This window comes from Neorhizobium sp. S3-V5DH, from assembly GCF_004343065.1.
Taxonomy (GTDB): domain Bacteria; phylum Pseudomonadota; class Alphaproteobacteria; order Rhizobiales; family Rhizobiaceae; genus Neorhizobium; species Neorhizobium huautlense.
This window is the reverse complement of sequence record NZ_SMCL01000030.1, coordinates 37125-51278: the sequence shown is the minus strand read 5'-3', so window position 1 is coordinate 51278 and position 14154 is coordinate 37125. Positions and strand designations below refer to the sequence as shown.

11 protein-coding genes and 3 pseudogenes are annotated in these 14154 nt (G+C 57.7%); 9 read left to right on the top strand and 5 right to left on the bottom strand.

What is annotated here, in order from left to right:
- Positions 1 to 252 precede the first annotated feature (252 nt).
- A complete protein-coding gene (locus EDE09_RS25935) occupies positions 253 to 1290 on the bottom strand; it encodes a LacI family DNA-binding transcriptional regulator (protein WP_132413310.1) in 1038 nt (345 codons plus the stop codon).
- A 161-nt stretch (positions 1291 to 1451) separates the two neighbouring features.
- Between EDE09_RS25935 and EDE09_RS25930 the strand changes: the two genes are divergently transcribed.
- The 6 genes and pseudogenes from EDE09_RS25930 to EDE09_RS25905 all read left to right on the top strand — a co-directional run.
- Complete coding sequence (locus EDE09_RS25930; RefSeq protein ID WP_132413302.1) at positions 1452 to 2999, top strand: sugar ABC transporter ATP-binding protein; 1548 nt, start codon at positions 1452 to 1454, stop codon at positions 2997 to 2999.
- A 5-nt stretch (positions 3000 to 3004) separates the two neighbouring features.
- Positions 3005 to 4006, top strand: a complete 1002-nt coding sequence (locus EDE09_RS25925; RefSeq protein ID WP_132413308.1) for an ABC transporter permease — start codon at positions 3005 to 3007, stop codon at positions 4004 to 4006.
- 93 nt (positions 4007 to 4099) lie between these two features.
- Positions 4100 to 5023, top strand: coding sequence for a sugar ABC transporter substrate-binding protein (locus EDE09_RS25920; protein ID WP_132413300.1), 924 nt, complete (start codon positions 4100 to 4102; stop codon positions 5021 to 5023).
- Between the two features lie 87 nt (positions 5024 to 5110).
- Positions 5111 to 6115 (top strand): Gfo/Idh/MocA family oxidoreductase, encoded by a 1005-nt coding sequence (locus EDE09_RS25915; RefSeq protein WP_132413298.1) that lies wholly within the window; start codon positions 5111 to 5113, stop codon positions 6113 to 6115.
- Positions 6112 to 7071 carry a sugar phosphate isomerase/epimerase gene (locus tag EDE09_RS25910; RefSeq protein ID WP_132413296.1) on the top strand — a complete coding sequence of 320 codons (960 nt, stop codon included), beginning with the start codon at positions 6112 to 6114 and terminating at the stop codon, positions 7069 to 7071. Before EDE09_RS25915 ends, EDE09_RS25910 begins: the two co-directional genes overlap by 4 nt.
- Positions 7072 to 7180: 109 nt before the next feature.
- Positions 7181 to 7600: pseudogene (locus EDE09_RS25905) on the top strand (PfkB family carbohydrate kinase); the annotation flags it as partial.
- Here the strand turns inward: EDE09_RS25905 and EDE09_RS25900 are convergent.
- The 3 genes and pseudogenes from EDE09_RS25900 to vapB form a co-directional block, all read right to left on the bottom strand.
- Positions 7599 to 7682: pseudogene (locus tag EDE09_RS25900) on the bottom strand (IS6 family transposase); the annotation flags it as partial. The pseudogenes EDE09_RS25905 and EDE09_RS25900 overlap by 2 nt on opposite strands.
- Before the next feature lie 190 nt (positions 7683 to 7872).
- Positions 7873 to 8272, bottom strand: a pseudogene (gene vapC, locus EDE09_RS25895) (tRNA(fMet)-specific endonuclease VapC).
- Positions 8272 to 8460, bottom strand: a complete 189-nt coding sequence (gene vapB, locus EDE09_RS25890) for a type II toxin-antitoxin system VapB family antitoxin (protein ID WP_245505241.1) — start codon at positions 8458 to 8460, stop codon at positions 8272 to 8274. Before vapB ends, vapC begins: the two are co-directional and overlap by 1 nt.
- 277 nt (positions 8461 to 8737) lie before the next feature.
- Here vapB and EDE09_RS25885 point away from each other — a divergent pair, with 277 nt between their 5' ends.
- The gene (locus EDE09_RS25885; RefSeq protein ID WP_132413294.1) at positions 8738 to 10966 is read left to right on the top strand and encodes a methyl-accepting chemotaxis protein; all 2229 of its coding nucleotides are present in this window, start codon (positions 8738 to 8740) and stop codon (positions 10964 to 10966) included.
- Between the two features lie 344 nt (positions 10967 to 11310).
- On the opposite strand, the gene EDE09_RS25880 is transcribed toward EDE09_RS25885, so the two are convergent.
- Positions 11311 to 12231 carry a LysR substrate-binding domain-containing protein gene (locus tag EDE09_RS25880; protein ID WP_132413292.1) on the bottom strand — a complete coding sequence of 307 codons (921 nt, stop codon included), beginning with the start codon at positions 12229 to 12231 and terminating at the stop codon, positions 11311 to 11313.
- A 127-nt stretch (positions 12232 to 12358) separates the two neighbouring features.
- Between EDE09_RS25880 and EDE09_RS25875 the strand changes: the two genes are divergently transcribed.
- Together EDE09_RS25875 and EDE09_RS25870 are read left to right on the top strand one after the other, a co-directional pair.
- The gene (locus EDE09_RS25875; protein WP_132413290.1) at positions 12359 to 13279 is read left to right on the top strand and encodes an ABC transporter permease; all 921 of its coding nucleotides are present in this window, start codon (positions 12359 to 12361) and stop codon (positions 13277 to 13279) included.
- A gap of 10 nt (positions 13280 to 13289) precedes the next feature.
- Positions 13290 to 14129, top strand: a complete 840-nt coding sequence (locus EDE09_RS25870; RefSeq protein ID WP_132413288.1) for an ABC transporter permease — start codon at positions 13290 to 13292, stop codon at positions 14127 to 14129.
- The last annotated feature ends 25 nt before the right edge of the window (positions 14130 to 14154 follow it).

Here is a 14154-nt window from a genome sequence, read left to right as displayed (position 1 = left end):
GAGCCGGTAAAGCGGTGGGCTCAGACCGTGGATCCGCGAACGAAGGAGGCTCGTGATGCCACCAAGATGAACCATTGACAAAAAACCTGATGTGACGGGAATCGAACCAGCAACCCGTCCGTCACGTGTTTCAACCTACTGAAATCACGAGTGCTTTAACCATTCGATCGCAGTGTGTGTGGCGTAGATGCAATTTATGGACCTCAGCTCGCAGTCCGCAGTCATTGCCCCGGACAGTTCAAGCGGCTTTTCTCAAATGTTTTCAGCGGTGTAAATGTCAAATGGAAGCAAATTTTGTGTCATTGGAAATGAGTCTGATCTATTGAGCACCGCATCTCCCATGGTCCGTACTAGGGTCTCTGTCAATTGACGTGCAGGATGAGAAAGAACAGCCTTTAGCAACCCCTCCGCTAAGCCAGCACGTGTTTCGTTTGTCAGTTCATGGGCCACGACGACCAATCTCTGAGCTTTCGGGCTGCGGTCCTCCCGCAGGGCTCGCATGACCCCTGTCACACCGCCTCCTGCAACATAAAGACCGACCCACCGATCCTGCGAAGCTAGAAGCCTCTTGGTGAACTGATAAGCAGACTCAGGCTCCTCCATCGTAGCCAATGTCTCAAGCATCTGAAACTTCGGTGCAGCTTCGCGAAAGTAGGACCTGAAGCCCATTTCACATAGTTCCTGAGCGAGATAGCGGTGGCTGCCAACGTAGACAGCGACCTCGCCCGGTTTAGAATTTAGGTGGGCAATGAACCAGGCTGCCGTTCGCCCTTTCTTGGCACAATCGTTTCCCACGAAGCCGGCCCGCTCGGGTGCCGACACGTCAGAGATCATCGTCACCACTGGGATGCCGTCTGCAGAGAGGTCCGCGATGGCGTGATTGACCTGAGGATGGTCGGATGTGATCATTCCGATGACGTCGGCCTCCCGGCTGAGTGCATGAATGGCTGCTGCCGCCTTGTCGGGGCTCAGATCGTCCATGAAGCGTACGATCGCCCGCCCGTGAGCATCAGGGAATGCCTCCACCGATCTTGTCAGAAGCTCACTCCACATCTGGTAAAGTTTGCGGTGCTGCTGCTTGAGCAGAAAGCCGAATTTGATAACCGGCTTGTCCGCCTCGATACGCCGCTTGATCGCCGTCAGGCCATGAAAGCCAATTCGTTCAGCAGCCTCCAGCACCAGGTCTGCTGTCTTGGGGCGGACGGGTTGTCGTCCGTTAAGCACTCTGTCGACGGTTGAAATCCCCACATTTGCTGCTTTAGCCAGGTCGGCAATCGTCGGTCGCGACAAGTCATATTCTCCCATTTCGTGAAAGCCATTCTGAACGTTTTTGAAAGAAAAGGATAGACCGAAATTGACAGATTTTGAAGAAGTGGCCAATGATCGTGCATCGACAAGTCGCCTTGTCGCGCGGGCTTGGGAGAGCCTGAAATTTCGGAGGAAATACTCATATGACACTGACGAACGGCACCGCCACCGCGGTGGCTGCCGCTGCAAACGGCTATGTCCTCGAAATGCGGGGGATTACGAAGTCATTCCCTGGTGTGAAGGCACTTGACGGCATGAACCTGAAGGTGCGTCCGGGCAGCGTTCACGTCCTGGTCGGTGAAAACGGCGCCGGCAAATCGACGCTCATGAAGATTCTGAGTGGTATATACGCGATCGACGACGGGGAGATTTTCTTTCAAGGCGAAAAGCTCGACCACCAAAATGCAGCCGCAGCGCTGGATCGCGGCATCTCGATGATCCATCAGGAGCTCAGCCCCGTCCTCGATATGACGATCGCCGAGAACATCTTCCTCGGTCGTGAGCCTACTGTTGGAAAGAAGGGCGTTTTCGCCTCCTTCGTCGACTTCAACCGCATGAATGCCGACACACAAAAACTTCTTGATCGGCTGGGCCTTAGATATTCGGCCGACACCAAGATGCGCGATCTTTCCATCGCCGCCATGCAACTGGTCGAGATCGTCAAGGCAATTTCGCGGGAGGCATCGCTCGTCATCATGGACGAGCCAACGTCCGCGATCAGCGACACCGAAGTTGCCATGCTGTTCCAGCAGATCGCCGACCTGAAGGTAAACGGCGTTGCGATCATATACATCACCCACAAGATGGACGAGATCTTCCAGATCGCCGACGACATTACCGTCATTCGCGACGGTCAGTTCATCGCCACAGGGCCATCCGGCGACTACACAGAAACAAAGCTGATTTCCCAGATGGTCGGCCGGACGATCTCGAGCATCTTCCCAAAGGAAGAGGTAACCATTGGCGATGTGGTGCTCTCGCTGGACAATGTCAGCCGCGCGGGCGTCTTCGACAATGTCAGCTTCACGGTGCGCGTCGGTGAGATTGTCGGATTGGCCGGATTGATCGGCGCTGGTCGAACAGAGGTCGCCCGGGTGATTTTCGGCTTGGACCAAAGTGACGGCGGCACGATCCGCCTGAATGGTGCACCGATCAAGATTGCCTCCCCCACGGATGCAATCCGGCAGGGAATCGCCATGGTGTCGGAAGATCGCAAGGCTGAAGGCCTCGTGCTTTGCCGATCGGTCGGCGAAAACATCTCGCTCGCCAATTTGAAGAAATTCGCCTCCGGGCTGTTCATCAGCGAAAGGCAGGAGGAAACAGCCGCCCAGCGTATGATCAAGATGCTGCAGATCAAAACGCCGAACACGGAGATGATCGTCGAAAATCTGAGTGGCGGCAACCAGCAGAAGATCGTCCTGGCAAAATGGCTTCTGGGCGATCTCAAGCTCTTGATCCTGGACGAGCCGACGCGCGGCATAGATGTCGGATCCAAGTCCGAAATTCACAAATTGATGACTGAGTTTGCCCGCCAGGGCCTGGCGATCCTCATGATCTCGTCGGAGCTGCCCGAGGTTCTCGGAATGAGCGATCGCGTGGTTGTGATGAGCGAAGGCCGAGTTGCCGGCGAACTGACAAGAAGCGAGGCGTCGCAGGAAAGCGTCATGCGCCTTGCAACGGGAGGACACTGATGAGGATGGAAACCGCAACGAAGAGCGATACGCAAGGCACCAAGCCGTCGCCGCTGAGCAATTTGGACTTTGCGCAGATTTACCGCAAATACGGGACGGTGCTCATCTTCATAGGCATCTGTATCCTGGCATCGCTTCTCAGCCCGACGTTCCTTACCGAAGCCAACTTGACCAACGTGTTGCGGCAGGTCGTGGTCGTCAGCCTACTTGCTTGCGGCGTCACTTTCATCATCATCCTTGGCCATATCGACGTGTCTCTTGGTTCGGTGCTGGCGCTTTGCGGCGTGATCGCAACAAGCGTCATGGCGATGACTGGCAGCGTCATTCTTGCGGTCTGCGCAGGGATCGCGGTCGGTATCTTTACCGGCCTGATCAATGGCTTTGTCATCACGTTCTTCCGGATTCCGTCTTTCATCATGACGCTTGCGATGACGACGGTCGCCCGCGGTGCCGTGCTTCTCTACACCGGCGGCTCACCAGTCACCGGTCTAGGCGACTTCAAGGTCATCGGTCAGGGCTCGGTCGGTCCGGTTCCGATTTCCGTGCTCATCCTGGCGGCTTTTGTCATCCTTTCATGGGTCCTTCTCAACAAGACGAAGTTCGGCCGCTATGTCTATGCCGTCGGCGGCAACGAGCGGGCGTCCAGAGCTTCTGGCATCAATCCCGATAGCATCGTCGTCAAGGCGTTTATTTTCAACGGGATACTCTGCGCGGTTGCCGGGATCGTTCTTATGTCGCGCATCAATTCCGGCCAGCCGGCAGGGGGCGTCGGCTACGAATTCGACGCCATCACCGCTGTCGTCGTCGGTGGCACAAGCTTGATGGGGGGCACCGGCACGATCACCGGCACGATCATCGGCGCAATGATCATAGGTGTCATCAACAACATCCTCAATCTCCTCAATGTCAGCTCGTACTGGCAGCAGATCATCAAGGGACTGATCATTGCGATCGCCGTCATCCTCGATGTCTGGACAAAATCGGCCCGCAGCAAAAAGAAGGCCTGACTGTTCGAGGCCGCACCACGATTTGCGGCCAGGACCAACTGTGCGTGCGCTTCACGACGCAAAACGTAACCTAGTCTCAATTGGGAGGAACCTATGAAACTCATCGCTAAACTCGCTCTTGCCTGCGCTGTTTCCGTCTCAGCTCTGTCGGCAGGTGCTGCCTTTGCGGCTGACAAATTCGTCGTTGGTTATGCGAACATGGCCGACACCGACGTCTTCGTCATGGCACGTAAGAACGCCTTCATCGAGGCCGCCAAATCCGATGCGGATATCGAAGTCAACTTCTCTGATGCCAACAATGACGCCAGCAAGCAGCTCGACCAGATCGATAATTTCATCGCCCAGAAGGTCAACGCCATCGTTGTCGTTCCCGTCGATTATCAGGGCATCGTCCCTGGCGTGGAAAAGGCTAACGCGGCAGGCATTCCAGTCATAGCACTCGGAATCCAGTCGGCTGGCGGGAAGTATACCTTCGTCGGTTCCAAGAACATCGACGCCGGTCGCCTTCAGGGTGAGTTCATGAAGGCTAACCTGCCAAAGGATGCCAAGATCCTCTATCTCGAAGGCACACCGGGCCTGTCGCATACGCAAGAGCGCAAGAAAGGCTTCGACGAAGCCCTAGGTCGCTCTGACGTAACCACGCTCGCCAGCCTGTCGGCAAATTACGATCGCGCAGAAGGCATGAAGGTAACTGAAGACTGGATCCAGAGCTTCCCGAAGTTCGATGGCATCATCGCTGCCAATGACCAAATGGCGCTGGGCGCTCTCGAAGCCCTCAAGGGTGCAAACCGCCTCAATGGTGTCCTCATCTCCGGCGTCGATGGTGTGCCGGATGCGTTGACCGCCATTAAGGCCGACGAAATGTCCCAGACGATTTTCCAGGACGCAACTGGTCAGGCGAAGGCCGCCTTCGAGGTTGTTGAGGGGATTAAGAAGGGCGAACAGCCGCCGGCCGAGAAGCTGGTTCCCTTCGCTTCCATCACCAAGGAAAACGTCGACCAGTTCATCAATAAGTGATTCCTCCCGGGCGTGTCGGGGATCCGTTCCCGGCACGTCGAACCTTTCTACTGTCCATCAGCCGGTGTCCGAAACACAGGAAAAAACATGACAATTAGAATTGCAGTTATCGGCGCAGGCCTGATGGGGGCGGATCACGCGAAGATCGTTGCAGAGGAGATGCAGGGTGCCACGCTGCAACTTGTCTGCGACATGGACGAGAGCCGTGCCCGCAAAGTCGCCAACTTATATGGCGCGGCTGGCGTCGGAAACGATCCGGAGGCTGCTATTTGCCGTGCCGACATCGATGCGGTGATCGTGGCGAGCCCGGATTTCACGCATGCTCCACTTTCGCTTGCCTGCATCGCCGCTGGAAAGAAGGTTCTTTGCGAGAAGCCCCTGTCACAATCGTCGGAAGAATGCCTGAAGGTGATGAATGCCGAGATGGCGGCAGGTGCGCGCTCTGTGCAGCTCGGCTTCATGCGTCGATATGATCAGTCCTACGTTGAAATGAAGCTGGCACTGAAAAGCGGGGCGGTCGGCCGCCCTCTGATGATGCATAATTTCCATCGTAACGTCGAAACGCCTGCGTCTGACTTTACGGGCGCAATGGCGATTACCAATTCGGCGCCCCACGAATTCGACGTCGTCCGTCATGTACTGGGCACAGAATACGTCTCGATTTCGGCGTTTCAACCGAAACGCTCGGATGCTCTGGTCGCTCCTGTCCTCATGGTTCTGGAAACCGCCGATGGACAGCTGGTGAACATCGAAATCAACAATAATGCTGCCTATGGCTACGATGTTCGCGCCGAACTCGTTGGTGAAAAAGCCTCAATCGCGATGAACCAGGTTGCGTTCACGCGGATAGACCGGCGTCTGAGCCAACATACCGGTTATGACGCCGATTGGCGCGGCCGGTATTATGACGCCTATCGCCGTCAGAACCGCGCCTTTTTGCGCTTCGTCGAAACCGGGACATTCCCGGAGGTCGCGTCCAGCTGCTGGGACGGCTACTGCGCCGCAATCGTCGCCGAAGCGGGTGTCAGAGCTTTGAACGAAGGGCGGAAAGTCGCCGTCGAAATGATGAACAAGCCGGAGTTCTATGCATGAAACTGGGTTTCGTATCCGACAGCCTTGGCGGCGTGCCAATCGACGAACTGCTCGACCATGCCAAGCGCATGGGCGTATCGGGGGTGGAAGTCAACACCTGCGGATGGTCTACCGCGCCGCACTTCGATCTCAAAGCCATGCTGGGTAACCGGGATGCGCAGAAGTCCTTCCTCCAGGGGTTTGCCGACCGCGGCCTTGAGGTCATCAGCCTCAATGCGAACGGCAACCCCTTGCATCCGACAGACCCAACGCAAGGGGAAGGCCTGAAAGATACGATCCGGGTTGCCGGCGAGATGGGAATCAAGACCGTTTGTACAATGTCGGGCCTGCCCGCCGGCAGCGCCAACGACACGATGCCGAACTGGGTTGTCTCATCCTGGCCACCTGAGACGCAGGCGATTCTCCGATATCAGTGGGACGAAAAACTGCTACCGTTCTGGGAAGAAATCGTCTTGCTCGCGAAGGAGAATGGTGTCGAGCGGATCGCTCTTGAGCTCCACGGCAATCAGTGCGTCTATAACGTGCCATCGCTCCTGAAGCTGCGTCACGCCGTCGGACTGACCATCGGCGCCAACCTCGATCCCTCTCATCTGTTCTGGATGGGGGCGGATCCGCTGATTGCCGCCGAAGCTCTCGGCGACGCGATCTACCATGTCCACGCCAAGGATACGTTCCTCAATACGCCTAAGCAGGCGGTCACAAGCCTTCTTGAAAACGGAAGCCTGTTGGATATTCCTGCGCGTAGCTGGTCATATATCACGTTGGGCTTCGGTCATGGGGAAGAGTGGTGGCGTCAATTCTGCTATCGTCTGAAGATGGCCGGATATGACGGGTGGCTTTCGATTGAGCACGAGGATGTCCTCTTGAATTCCCTGGAAGGCTTGGAGAAATCCGTTGCCCTCCTGCAGGGCATAATGCCAAGCGCCGCAGCTGACTTCAAACCGCAGGCGATCTAAGCACCCAGAGGCGGTCGATCGACTTCAGGATAAAACGCATCCTCGGCAAAGCCTACCGCAGGGAGGATGGGGCTGGCCGGTGCCTACCCCTAACCGATTTGAGACACACATGGACACAACACTTGCTGTCATCACGATTGGGCGCTCATCAGTCGATCTATACGGCGCTCAGGTCGGTGGTCGGCTTGAAGACATGGGCTCTTCCAACAAGTCCATGGGTGGGAACCCACCAATATTGCTTGCGGAGCCGCTCGTCTCGGCCTGAGGAGCGCGCTGATCACTAAGGTTGGTGATCAGCATATGCGCCGGTTTATTCGCGAGCAGTTGGTGCGTGAGGGCGTCGATGTCCGTGGAGTGGCGATGACCATGAACGACTGACTGCGCTCGTCATCCTCGGCATTCGGGACGAGGAACAGTTCCCCTGATCTTCTATCGTGAAAATTGTGCTGATATGGCACTCGGCGAAGACGACATCGATGAGACCTTGATTGCTGACGCGCGGTCCGTCGTCGCCACAGGGACACATCTTTATCGGTAATGATGCGCTTCGGTGCCAGGCCTTGTTTCTTTAGTAGCGTGACCAGCAGCTGCTGGCCGCATCGATCACGACGCAGTCCGTGGTGCCCGGAAAAATTTGACATTTCGCCCTGATGGGAATCGAAGAATCATGCAAATCTGGTCGCTCCGTTTCAGCCTGGAGAAGAAGCGTCGTGCTTACGCAGAGGGTGGGACCCAGGTGCTGAAGGCTTTAAGAATTTTCCACCATGTTTACCCATGGATATCGCGATCAATCGTTCGGGACTAGGCGTTCCAGTCTTGGACCCGCAAACCGGGCACTCGATCAAATTCACGATGATTATTTGTCACCATAATCAGCCCTCGCGAGCGAGCGTGGCCTGCGATCAACTGATCATAGGGACCGACTGGATTTCCACTTCGCGCCAACTCGGCGCGCAATTGACCTGTATGGCTGGCCGCCATTTCGTCGTAACGTAGCACCTCGGGGCGCGCGGCAAAGCCCTCTACAACGGTAATATTCTTCCCATACTGGCCGACTTCTCCGCCCCGTAAATCAGCTCCATCAGCTAACCGGGCTGATGCACAACTGATCATGATGACGATTGAACGCCTCGCGCACCTGCTGCGGTCTATTCTTGATCGTAAAAATGCAGATGTTGGTGTCCAACATGTACTTCAGCATTAAAATGCCTCGCGCTCCTGGGAAGCCGGCTGATCACGCTCATTCATAAAGTCGGATGTCACCGCCGCTCCTTCAAACCAGCTGTTCCAGATCTCGCCAGCAGGGGCGATAATGCGCATGCGCCCAACGGCAACCATATCGACGCGCTTTACATCATCCGCCAATGCGACAGCCTTGAGCAGACGCACCGCCTGGCTTCAATTGCTCTGGAATACTGCACCTTGCCATCTGCGCCCCTCCGAATTTATCAACTGTTTATGCATTACCCTGATATGTCAATGGGATATACCGAAAGATGGCCCAAGGATCTGTTGGGACTGGCGAACCGTCTCGGTCCAGCGCGGGTTTTGATCCTTTGCAGGTCGAGCACTACAAGAAGTAGGGGTGCATTTTCTCGCGGCAGATTTAAAGCTAATTGAACATTTAGTCCTTTAGCTGCCTGTCATGGGGTAACAGGGGACACTCATGTCGGAAGCGCACATTAAACGCCCATTGTGGATGATAATTACGGCATGCGGCTTTGCTGCCGTTCTTTTTTCGAGCGTCGCCATCGGAGGTACGGCCTGGTATCGTCAATCGGTTGCAACCAGCGATGCGCTCGATCGCGAAGCAGCGGGTGATCTTGCCCTCATCCAAACCGACATGGCGGCGCAGAAGAAGGCGGCTTCGGCCCTTGCGTTAGCGATCGCCGGCCAGCCGGACATCGCGGGATTGATTGAACGCAACGCCCGCGACGAGATCATCGGACGGTTTTCAGGTGCAATGCCGTCCATCGTCAGCGAAGGGGGGCTGCAACTCATCACCTTCGCCAATGTCAGCGGGGAAGCGGTTGCGCGCATCCATGCGCCGGACAAGTTCGGTGACGACATGAAGACGCGTCGCAAAACCGTAGTTGATGCGCTGGCAACAGGAAAGCTGGTTGCAGGTACAGAGCCCGGCCGGACAGCCGTCAGCATGTTCGCCTCTGCGCCGGTGGTTCGCGACGGCAAGACGGTTGGTGTCGTGGATGTTGGTACAAGCCTGACCAACGCCTATTTCGGACCCCTCGCAGACCGTATTGGGGGCGAAGTTTCCGTGCACATCATGGTTGACGGCAAGCTTGAAAAGCAGGCCACCACGTCGCAAACGAGTTTCCTGTCGCCCGACGCGCTCAAGGCCGCCTTCGACGGCACAGCGATGCAACAGCAGCAGCAGATCACCACAGAAACCGGCAGCTACGTCGTCAGGACGGTCCCCTTCAACAATTTCTCCGGTTCCAAGATCGGCGTGCTGGAAATCGCTTCCGACGTGACCTCCGTGCTTGAGGATGCCCAGACCGCGCTATGGACCACAGTTGCCGGCACTAGCGTCGTCTCGCTTCTGTCGCTCATCGGCTTTTTCGTCTTTGCCCGCTCGCTTGGAGGAGTCCTTGCCGGCCTCACCGGGACGATGTCTCGGCTTGCCAGTGGCGACCTGGATGCTCTCATCGAGGGCGAAAGCCGGCCGGACGAGGTCGGCGCTATGGCGCGCGCGGTCAACGTGTTCAAGGATAATGCCCTCCATGCCAGGGCACTCGAACAGGAGACCAATTCCCAGCGGTCGCAGGTGGAAGAAGAGCGCCGTCGAACGGCCGAACAGGAACGTGTGCGCGCCGAAGCCATGGCACGGGCAACCTCAGGGCTTGCTGACGGCTTGCAGCAGCTCGCCGCAGGCAACCTCACCTTCGAGCTCAACCAGCATTTTGCGGAGGAGTTCGAAAGCCTGCGGGCCAACTTCAACCAGGCGGTGGCGCAGCTTCGCGAGACAATGACCTCGGTCGCCGAATCCACCAGCTCCATCGACAGCGGATCGCGCGAGATCAGCCAGAGTGCGGAGGACCTGTCGAAGCGTACCGAGCAGCAGGCCGCCTCGCTTGAGGAAACCGCCGCCGCGCTCGACCAGATCACCACGAATGTCGCCAACTCCTCCAAGCGCGCCGAAGAGGCGCGCACGGTGGCAATCCAGGCTAACGAGAACGCCAAGCAGTCCGGCACGGTGGTGGCGAACGCCGTAAATGCCATGGGCAGGATCGAGCAGTCGTCGAACCAGATCTCCAATATCATCGGCGTGATCGACGACATCGCCTTCCAGACCAACCTTCTGGCGCTTAACGCCGGCGTGGAAGCGGCACGCGCCGGGGAAGCCGGCAAGGGCTTTGCGGTCGTTGCACAGGAAGTGCGCGAACTTGCCCAACGCTCAGCAACAGCTGCCAAGGAGATCAAGGACCTCATCCGCAATTCGTCTGTTGAGGTTGGCAACGGGGTCAAGCTGGTGAGTGATACCGGGGAAGCGCTGAAGACTATCGAGAGTTATATCGTCACGATCAACCAGCACATGGATGCGATCGCGACGTCGTCGCGCGAACAGTCGGTGGGTCTTTCCGAAGTCAACACCGCCGTCAACCAGATGGACCAAGTGACCCAGCAGAACGCCGCGATGGTGGAAGAAGCCAACGCGGCTGGGGCAACGCTTGCCAACGAGGCAGGGAAGCTGCGCGAACTGGTCTTCCGGTTTCAGCTCGGCGGCGCCGATTCCGGCTACACGGCACGGCGCGCAGCGCCCGCAGCACCGGCTCCCTCGCCCGCGCGCGGCATGGTCAACAGGCTGGCCCGCGCCTTCAACGGCAAGAGCGCAACAGCGGCAGCCGTCAGCAACGACAGCTGGGAAGAGTTTTAAATGAATAGTCCTGGTCGGCAGCTCGGCCATTCCGACTAGGATGAGATGCCGGCCCAAAGACGGCATCAACCCTTGCGCGTTTCTACGATTGACGCATGACCTTCACAGACTTCACATTCCGCATGCGCGATGATCTCGGCTGGAAAGCGATGGCGTTCAAAACGGGTGAGCAGGGATTCGGTCATACAGCTACATTATCGACCCGAACCGCACCGGCCGGTTAAGGCGACGCCACCCTTCGATGCCACACAACATCGGACAACAAAATGATCCGAACGCCCTACAGCAAACGCCGTCATGAATTCGCATAGAGGGTTAAATTCTTGACCTGGATCGAACCATCGTCAGGCTAGGGATCCAGACAGCTCCTTCATTACGGAAATCCGGCGTGTCGTCTCGACGAAGTCGAGCACGACCTTCGATTTCTCCTCTGCCTGCCAGGCAACGAGTAGTTCCACCTCGGGCGGGATGTCGTCGAGCGACCGGTATGCGACATAGGGGCTTGGATTGTGCGCAAGCCAGGCAGGCGCGATGGCTATGCCGACACCTGCTGCCACGAGCGTCCCAATCGCCAACGTATGCGAGACCTCCTGGACGATGACGGGATAGACGCCGGCCCGACGGAATGCGTCCATGATCGCATGATAATAGCTCGCGCCGATCGTCGGCGCATAGGTGATGATCGGCTCGCCCGCGAAATCCTTGACACTCAGGTCTCTCTGCCCCGCCAGCCGATGATCCTTCGGCAAAACGGCGACGAAGCCCTCCTGCCGGATATGCTCGGCCTTCAGGAAACCGGCGGGATTGGTAGGGCGGATGAAAGCTACCTGGACTTTGCCACTCTGCAAAAGTTCAAGCTGTTGGGCCGTGCCCAGCACTTGTACATCGACAGTCATTGCCGGATAGCGCTTTCGAAACTCCGAAATGACCGGCGGCAGGACATGCGATAGCGCCACATGCACACCACTGACATAAATCGTTCCACTGTCCTCGCCGGAAATGGAACGGGTATGCGTGACCGCCCTGTCGATACCGCCTAGGATTTCCTGCGCGTGACGCAGGAATATCTCGCCCGCCGGCGTGAGCTTCACACGGCGCGTTGTGCGGTGGAAGAGCCGGGTACCGAGCCGCTCTTCGAGCTGGCGGATCTGCTGGCTGAGAGGTGCCTGGGCCATGCCGAGCTTGTCGGCCGCGCGGCTGAAATGCAGTTCTTCCGCCACGCATGCAAAATAATGGAGATGACGGAATTCGATACCGTATTTCATATTTAAACCATATCAATGATCCCGTGATTTTGTAATAGATAATAATCTATTCCCGTGATTAGTTTTCAAAAAAAATGACACAATAATTGGAACGGCTGGGGCCAACAGGCCCCGAAACGGGGCATTAATGACGCGTGTCTGGTTGCTGAAGATTCTGCGAACCGCGCTGACGCTCTGGTTCGTCGTGACGTTCACATTCGTGGTCTTGAGGACCTCCGGCGACCCGGTCGTCGCACTTGTCGGGGCCGACGCCACCCCGGAGGAAATCGAACAGTTCCGTGCGCTCTGGCGCCTCGATGACCCGCTATGGGTCCAATACTTGCGCTACGTCATGCAAATGGCGATCGGTGAGTTCGGCGTTTCCTATCGCGACGGTCGCGAGGTGATCGACATCATCGCCGAGCGCCTCCCCTGGACGCTGATGCTGGGGCTTTTCTCCTATCTCGGCGCCATCCTGATCGGCGTTCCAGCGGGTATTGTCGCCGCCATCAAGCGCGGCTCGACCTTCGACAATCTCATCATGGCCACCGCAGTCTTCGGCTTCGCGCTGCCGAACTTCTTCCTCGGGGTCCTCCTGATTCTGCTCTTCTCGCTGAGCCTGCAATGGCTTCCGAGTTCGGGCACCGGCTCCATCTTGCACCTGATCATGCCGGCGATCACGCTCGCCACGTTCACGGCGGGCACGCTCGCCCGCTTCACCCGCTCGGCCATGCTGGAAGTGCTCGATAAACTCTATATCCGGGCCGCCGCTGCAAAGGGAGTAGGCTATTGGAAGCGCATCATCTTCCATGCCCTGCCGAACGCCAGCATTCCCCTCGTGACGATCATCGGCCTCAACCTTGGCGAATTGATCGGCGGTGCGATCGTGGTGGAGACAGTCTTCGCATGGCCGGGGGTCGGCCGCCTGCTGGTGACCGCCGTCTCGTCCAGGGATCTGGCGGTTGTCCAGGGGCTCGTCCTGGTCATGGCCGTCACCATGGTGCTCGCAAATCTGGTAGTCGACCTGCTCTACGGCCTGCTTGATCCCCGCATCCGCGTACGAAACTGAGGATTGAAGGATGAAACGCGTCTCCCCCATCCTCGTCCTTGCCATCGCAGTGCTCGTCATCGCCGCGCTGGTCGCCATTGTCGGCAACGTCTTCACGCCCTACGGCATGTCGCAGCAGAGCCTGCTCGCGCGCCTCAGGCCACCGGCTTTCCTGACCGGCGGCAACTCGGATTTTCCGCTCGGCACCGACCGCATCGGCCGCGACATGGTGGCAAGGGTCATCGCCGGACTGCGCATGTCGCTCTCGGTCGCGATCGCCGGCACGATCATCGGAGCGGTCTTCGGCTCTGCGGTGGGCTTCATCGCCGCGCATTTTAGGGGATGGGTGGAAGAAGTCCTGATGATGCTCGTGGACTTCCAGGCATCGCTCCCCTTCATTCTCATCACCTTGACGTTGCTTGCCTTCTTCGGCAACAGCATGACGCTCTTCGTCATCCTGATGGGCCTGTTCGGCTGGGAAAAATATGCCCGCCTCTCCCGCGGCGTGGTCTTGTCGGCGATCAGCCAGCCCTATGCCAAGGCGATCGTCGCACTCGGCGCAGGCAACGGCCGGCTTTATCTCAAGCATGTCCTGCCGAATGTCGCGAGCGCGCTGATCGTACAGGTCACCCTCACCTTTCCACAGATCATCCTTCTGGAAACCTCGCTCAGTTTCTTGGGCCTGGGCATCCAGCCTCCACAGACGAGCCTCGGCCAGATCCTCGGGGACGGACGCGACTACCTGTCGACTGCATGGTGGATCTCGGTCGTGCCCGGATCGATCATTTTCCTCGTCACTCTTTCGATGAGCATCGTCGGCGATTGGTTGCGTGACCGGCTCGATCCGATGCTGCGTGTCAGAACCGCATGAAGAGAACCGTATAATCATAATTGGA

Coding starts and splice junctions, on each gene's coding strand:
- EDE09_RS25930 (WP_132413302.1), top strand. CDS start 1,452: ATGACACTGACGAACGGCACCGCCACCGCGGTGGCTGCCGCTGCAAAC.
- EDE09_RS25925 (WP_132413308.1), top strand. CDS start 3,005: ATGGAAACCGCAACGAAGAGCGATACGCAAGGCACCAAGCCGTCGCCG.
- EDE09_RS25920 (WP_132413300.1), top strand. CDS start 4,100: ATGAAACTCATCGCTAAACTCGCTCTTGCCTGCGCTGTTTCCGTCTCA.
- EDE09_RS25915 (WP_132413298.1), top strand. CDS start 5,111: ATGACAATTAGAATTGCAGTTATCGGCGCAGGCCTGATGGGGGCGGAT.
- EDE09_RS25910 (WP_132413296.1), top strand. CDS start 6,112: ATGAAACTGGGTTTCGTATCCGACAGCCTTGGCGGCGTGCCAATCGAC.
- EDE09_RS25885 (WP_132413294.1), top strand. CDS start 8,738: ATGTCGGAAGCGCACATTAAACGCCCATTGTGGATGATAATTACGGCA.
- EDE09_RS25880 (WP_132413292.1), bottom strand. CDS start 12,231: ATGAAATACGGTATCGAATTCCGTCATCTCCATTATTTTGCATGCGTG.
- EDE09_RS25875 (WP_132413290.1), top strand. CDS start 12,359: ATGACGCGTGTCTGGTTGCTGAAGATTCTGCGAACCGCGCTGACGCTC.
- EDE09_RS25870 (WP_132413288.1), top strand. CDS start 13,290: ATGAAACGCGTCTCCCCCATCCTCGTCCTTGCCATCGCAGTGCTCGTC.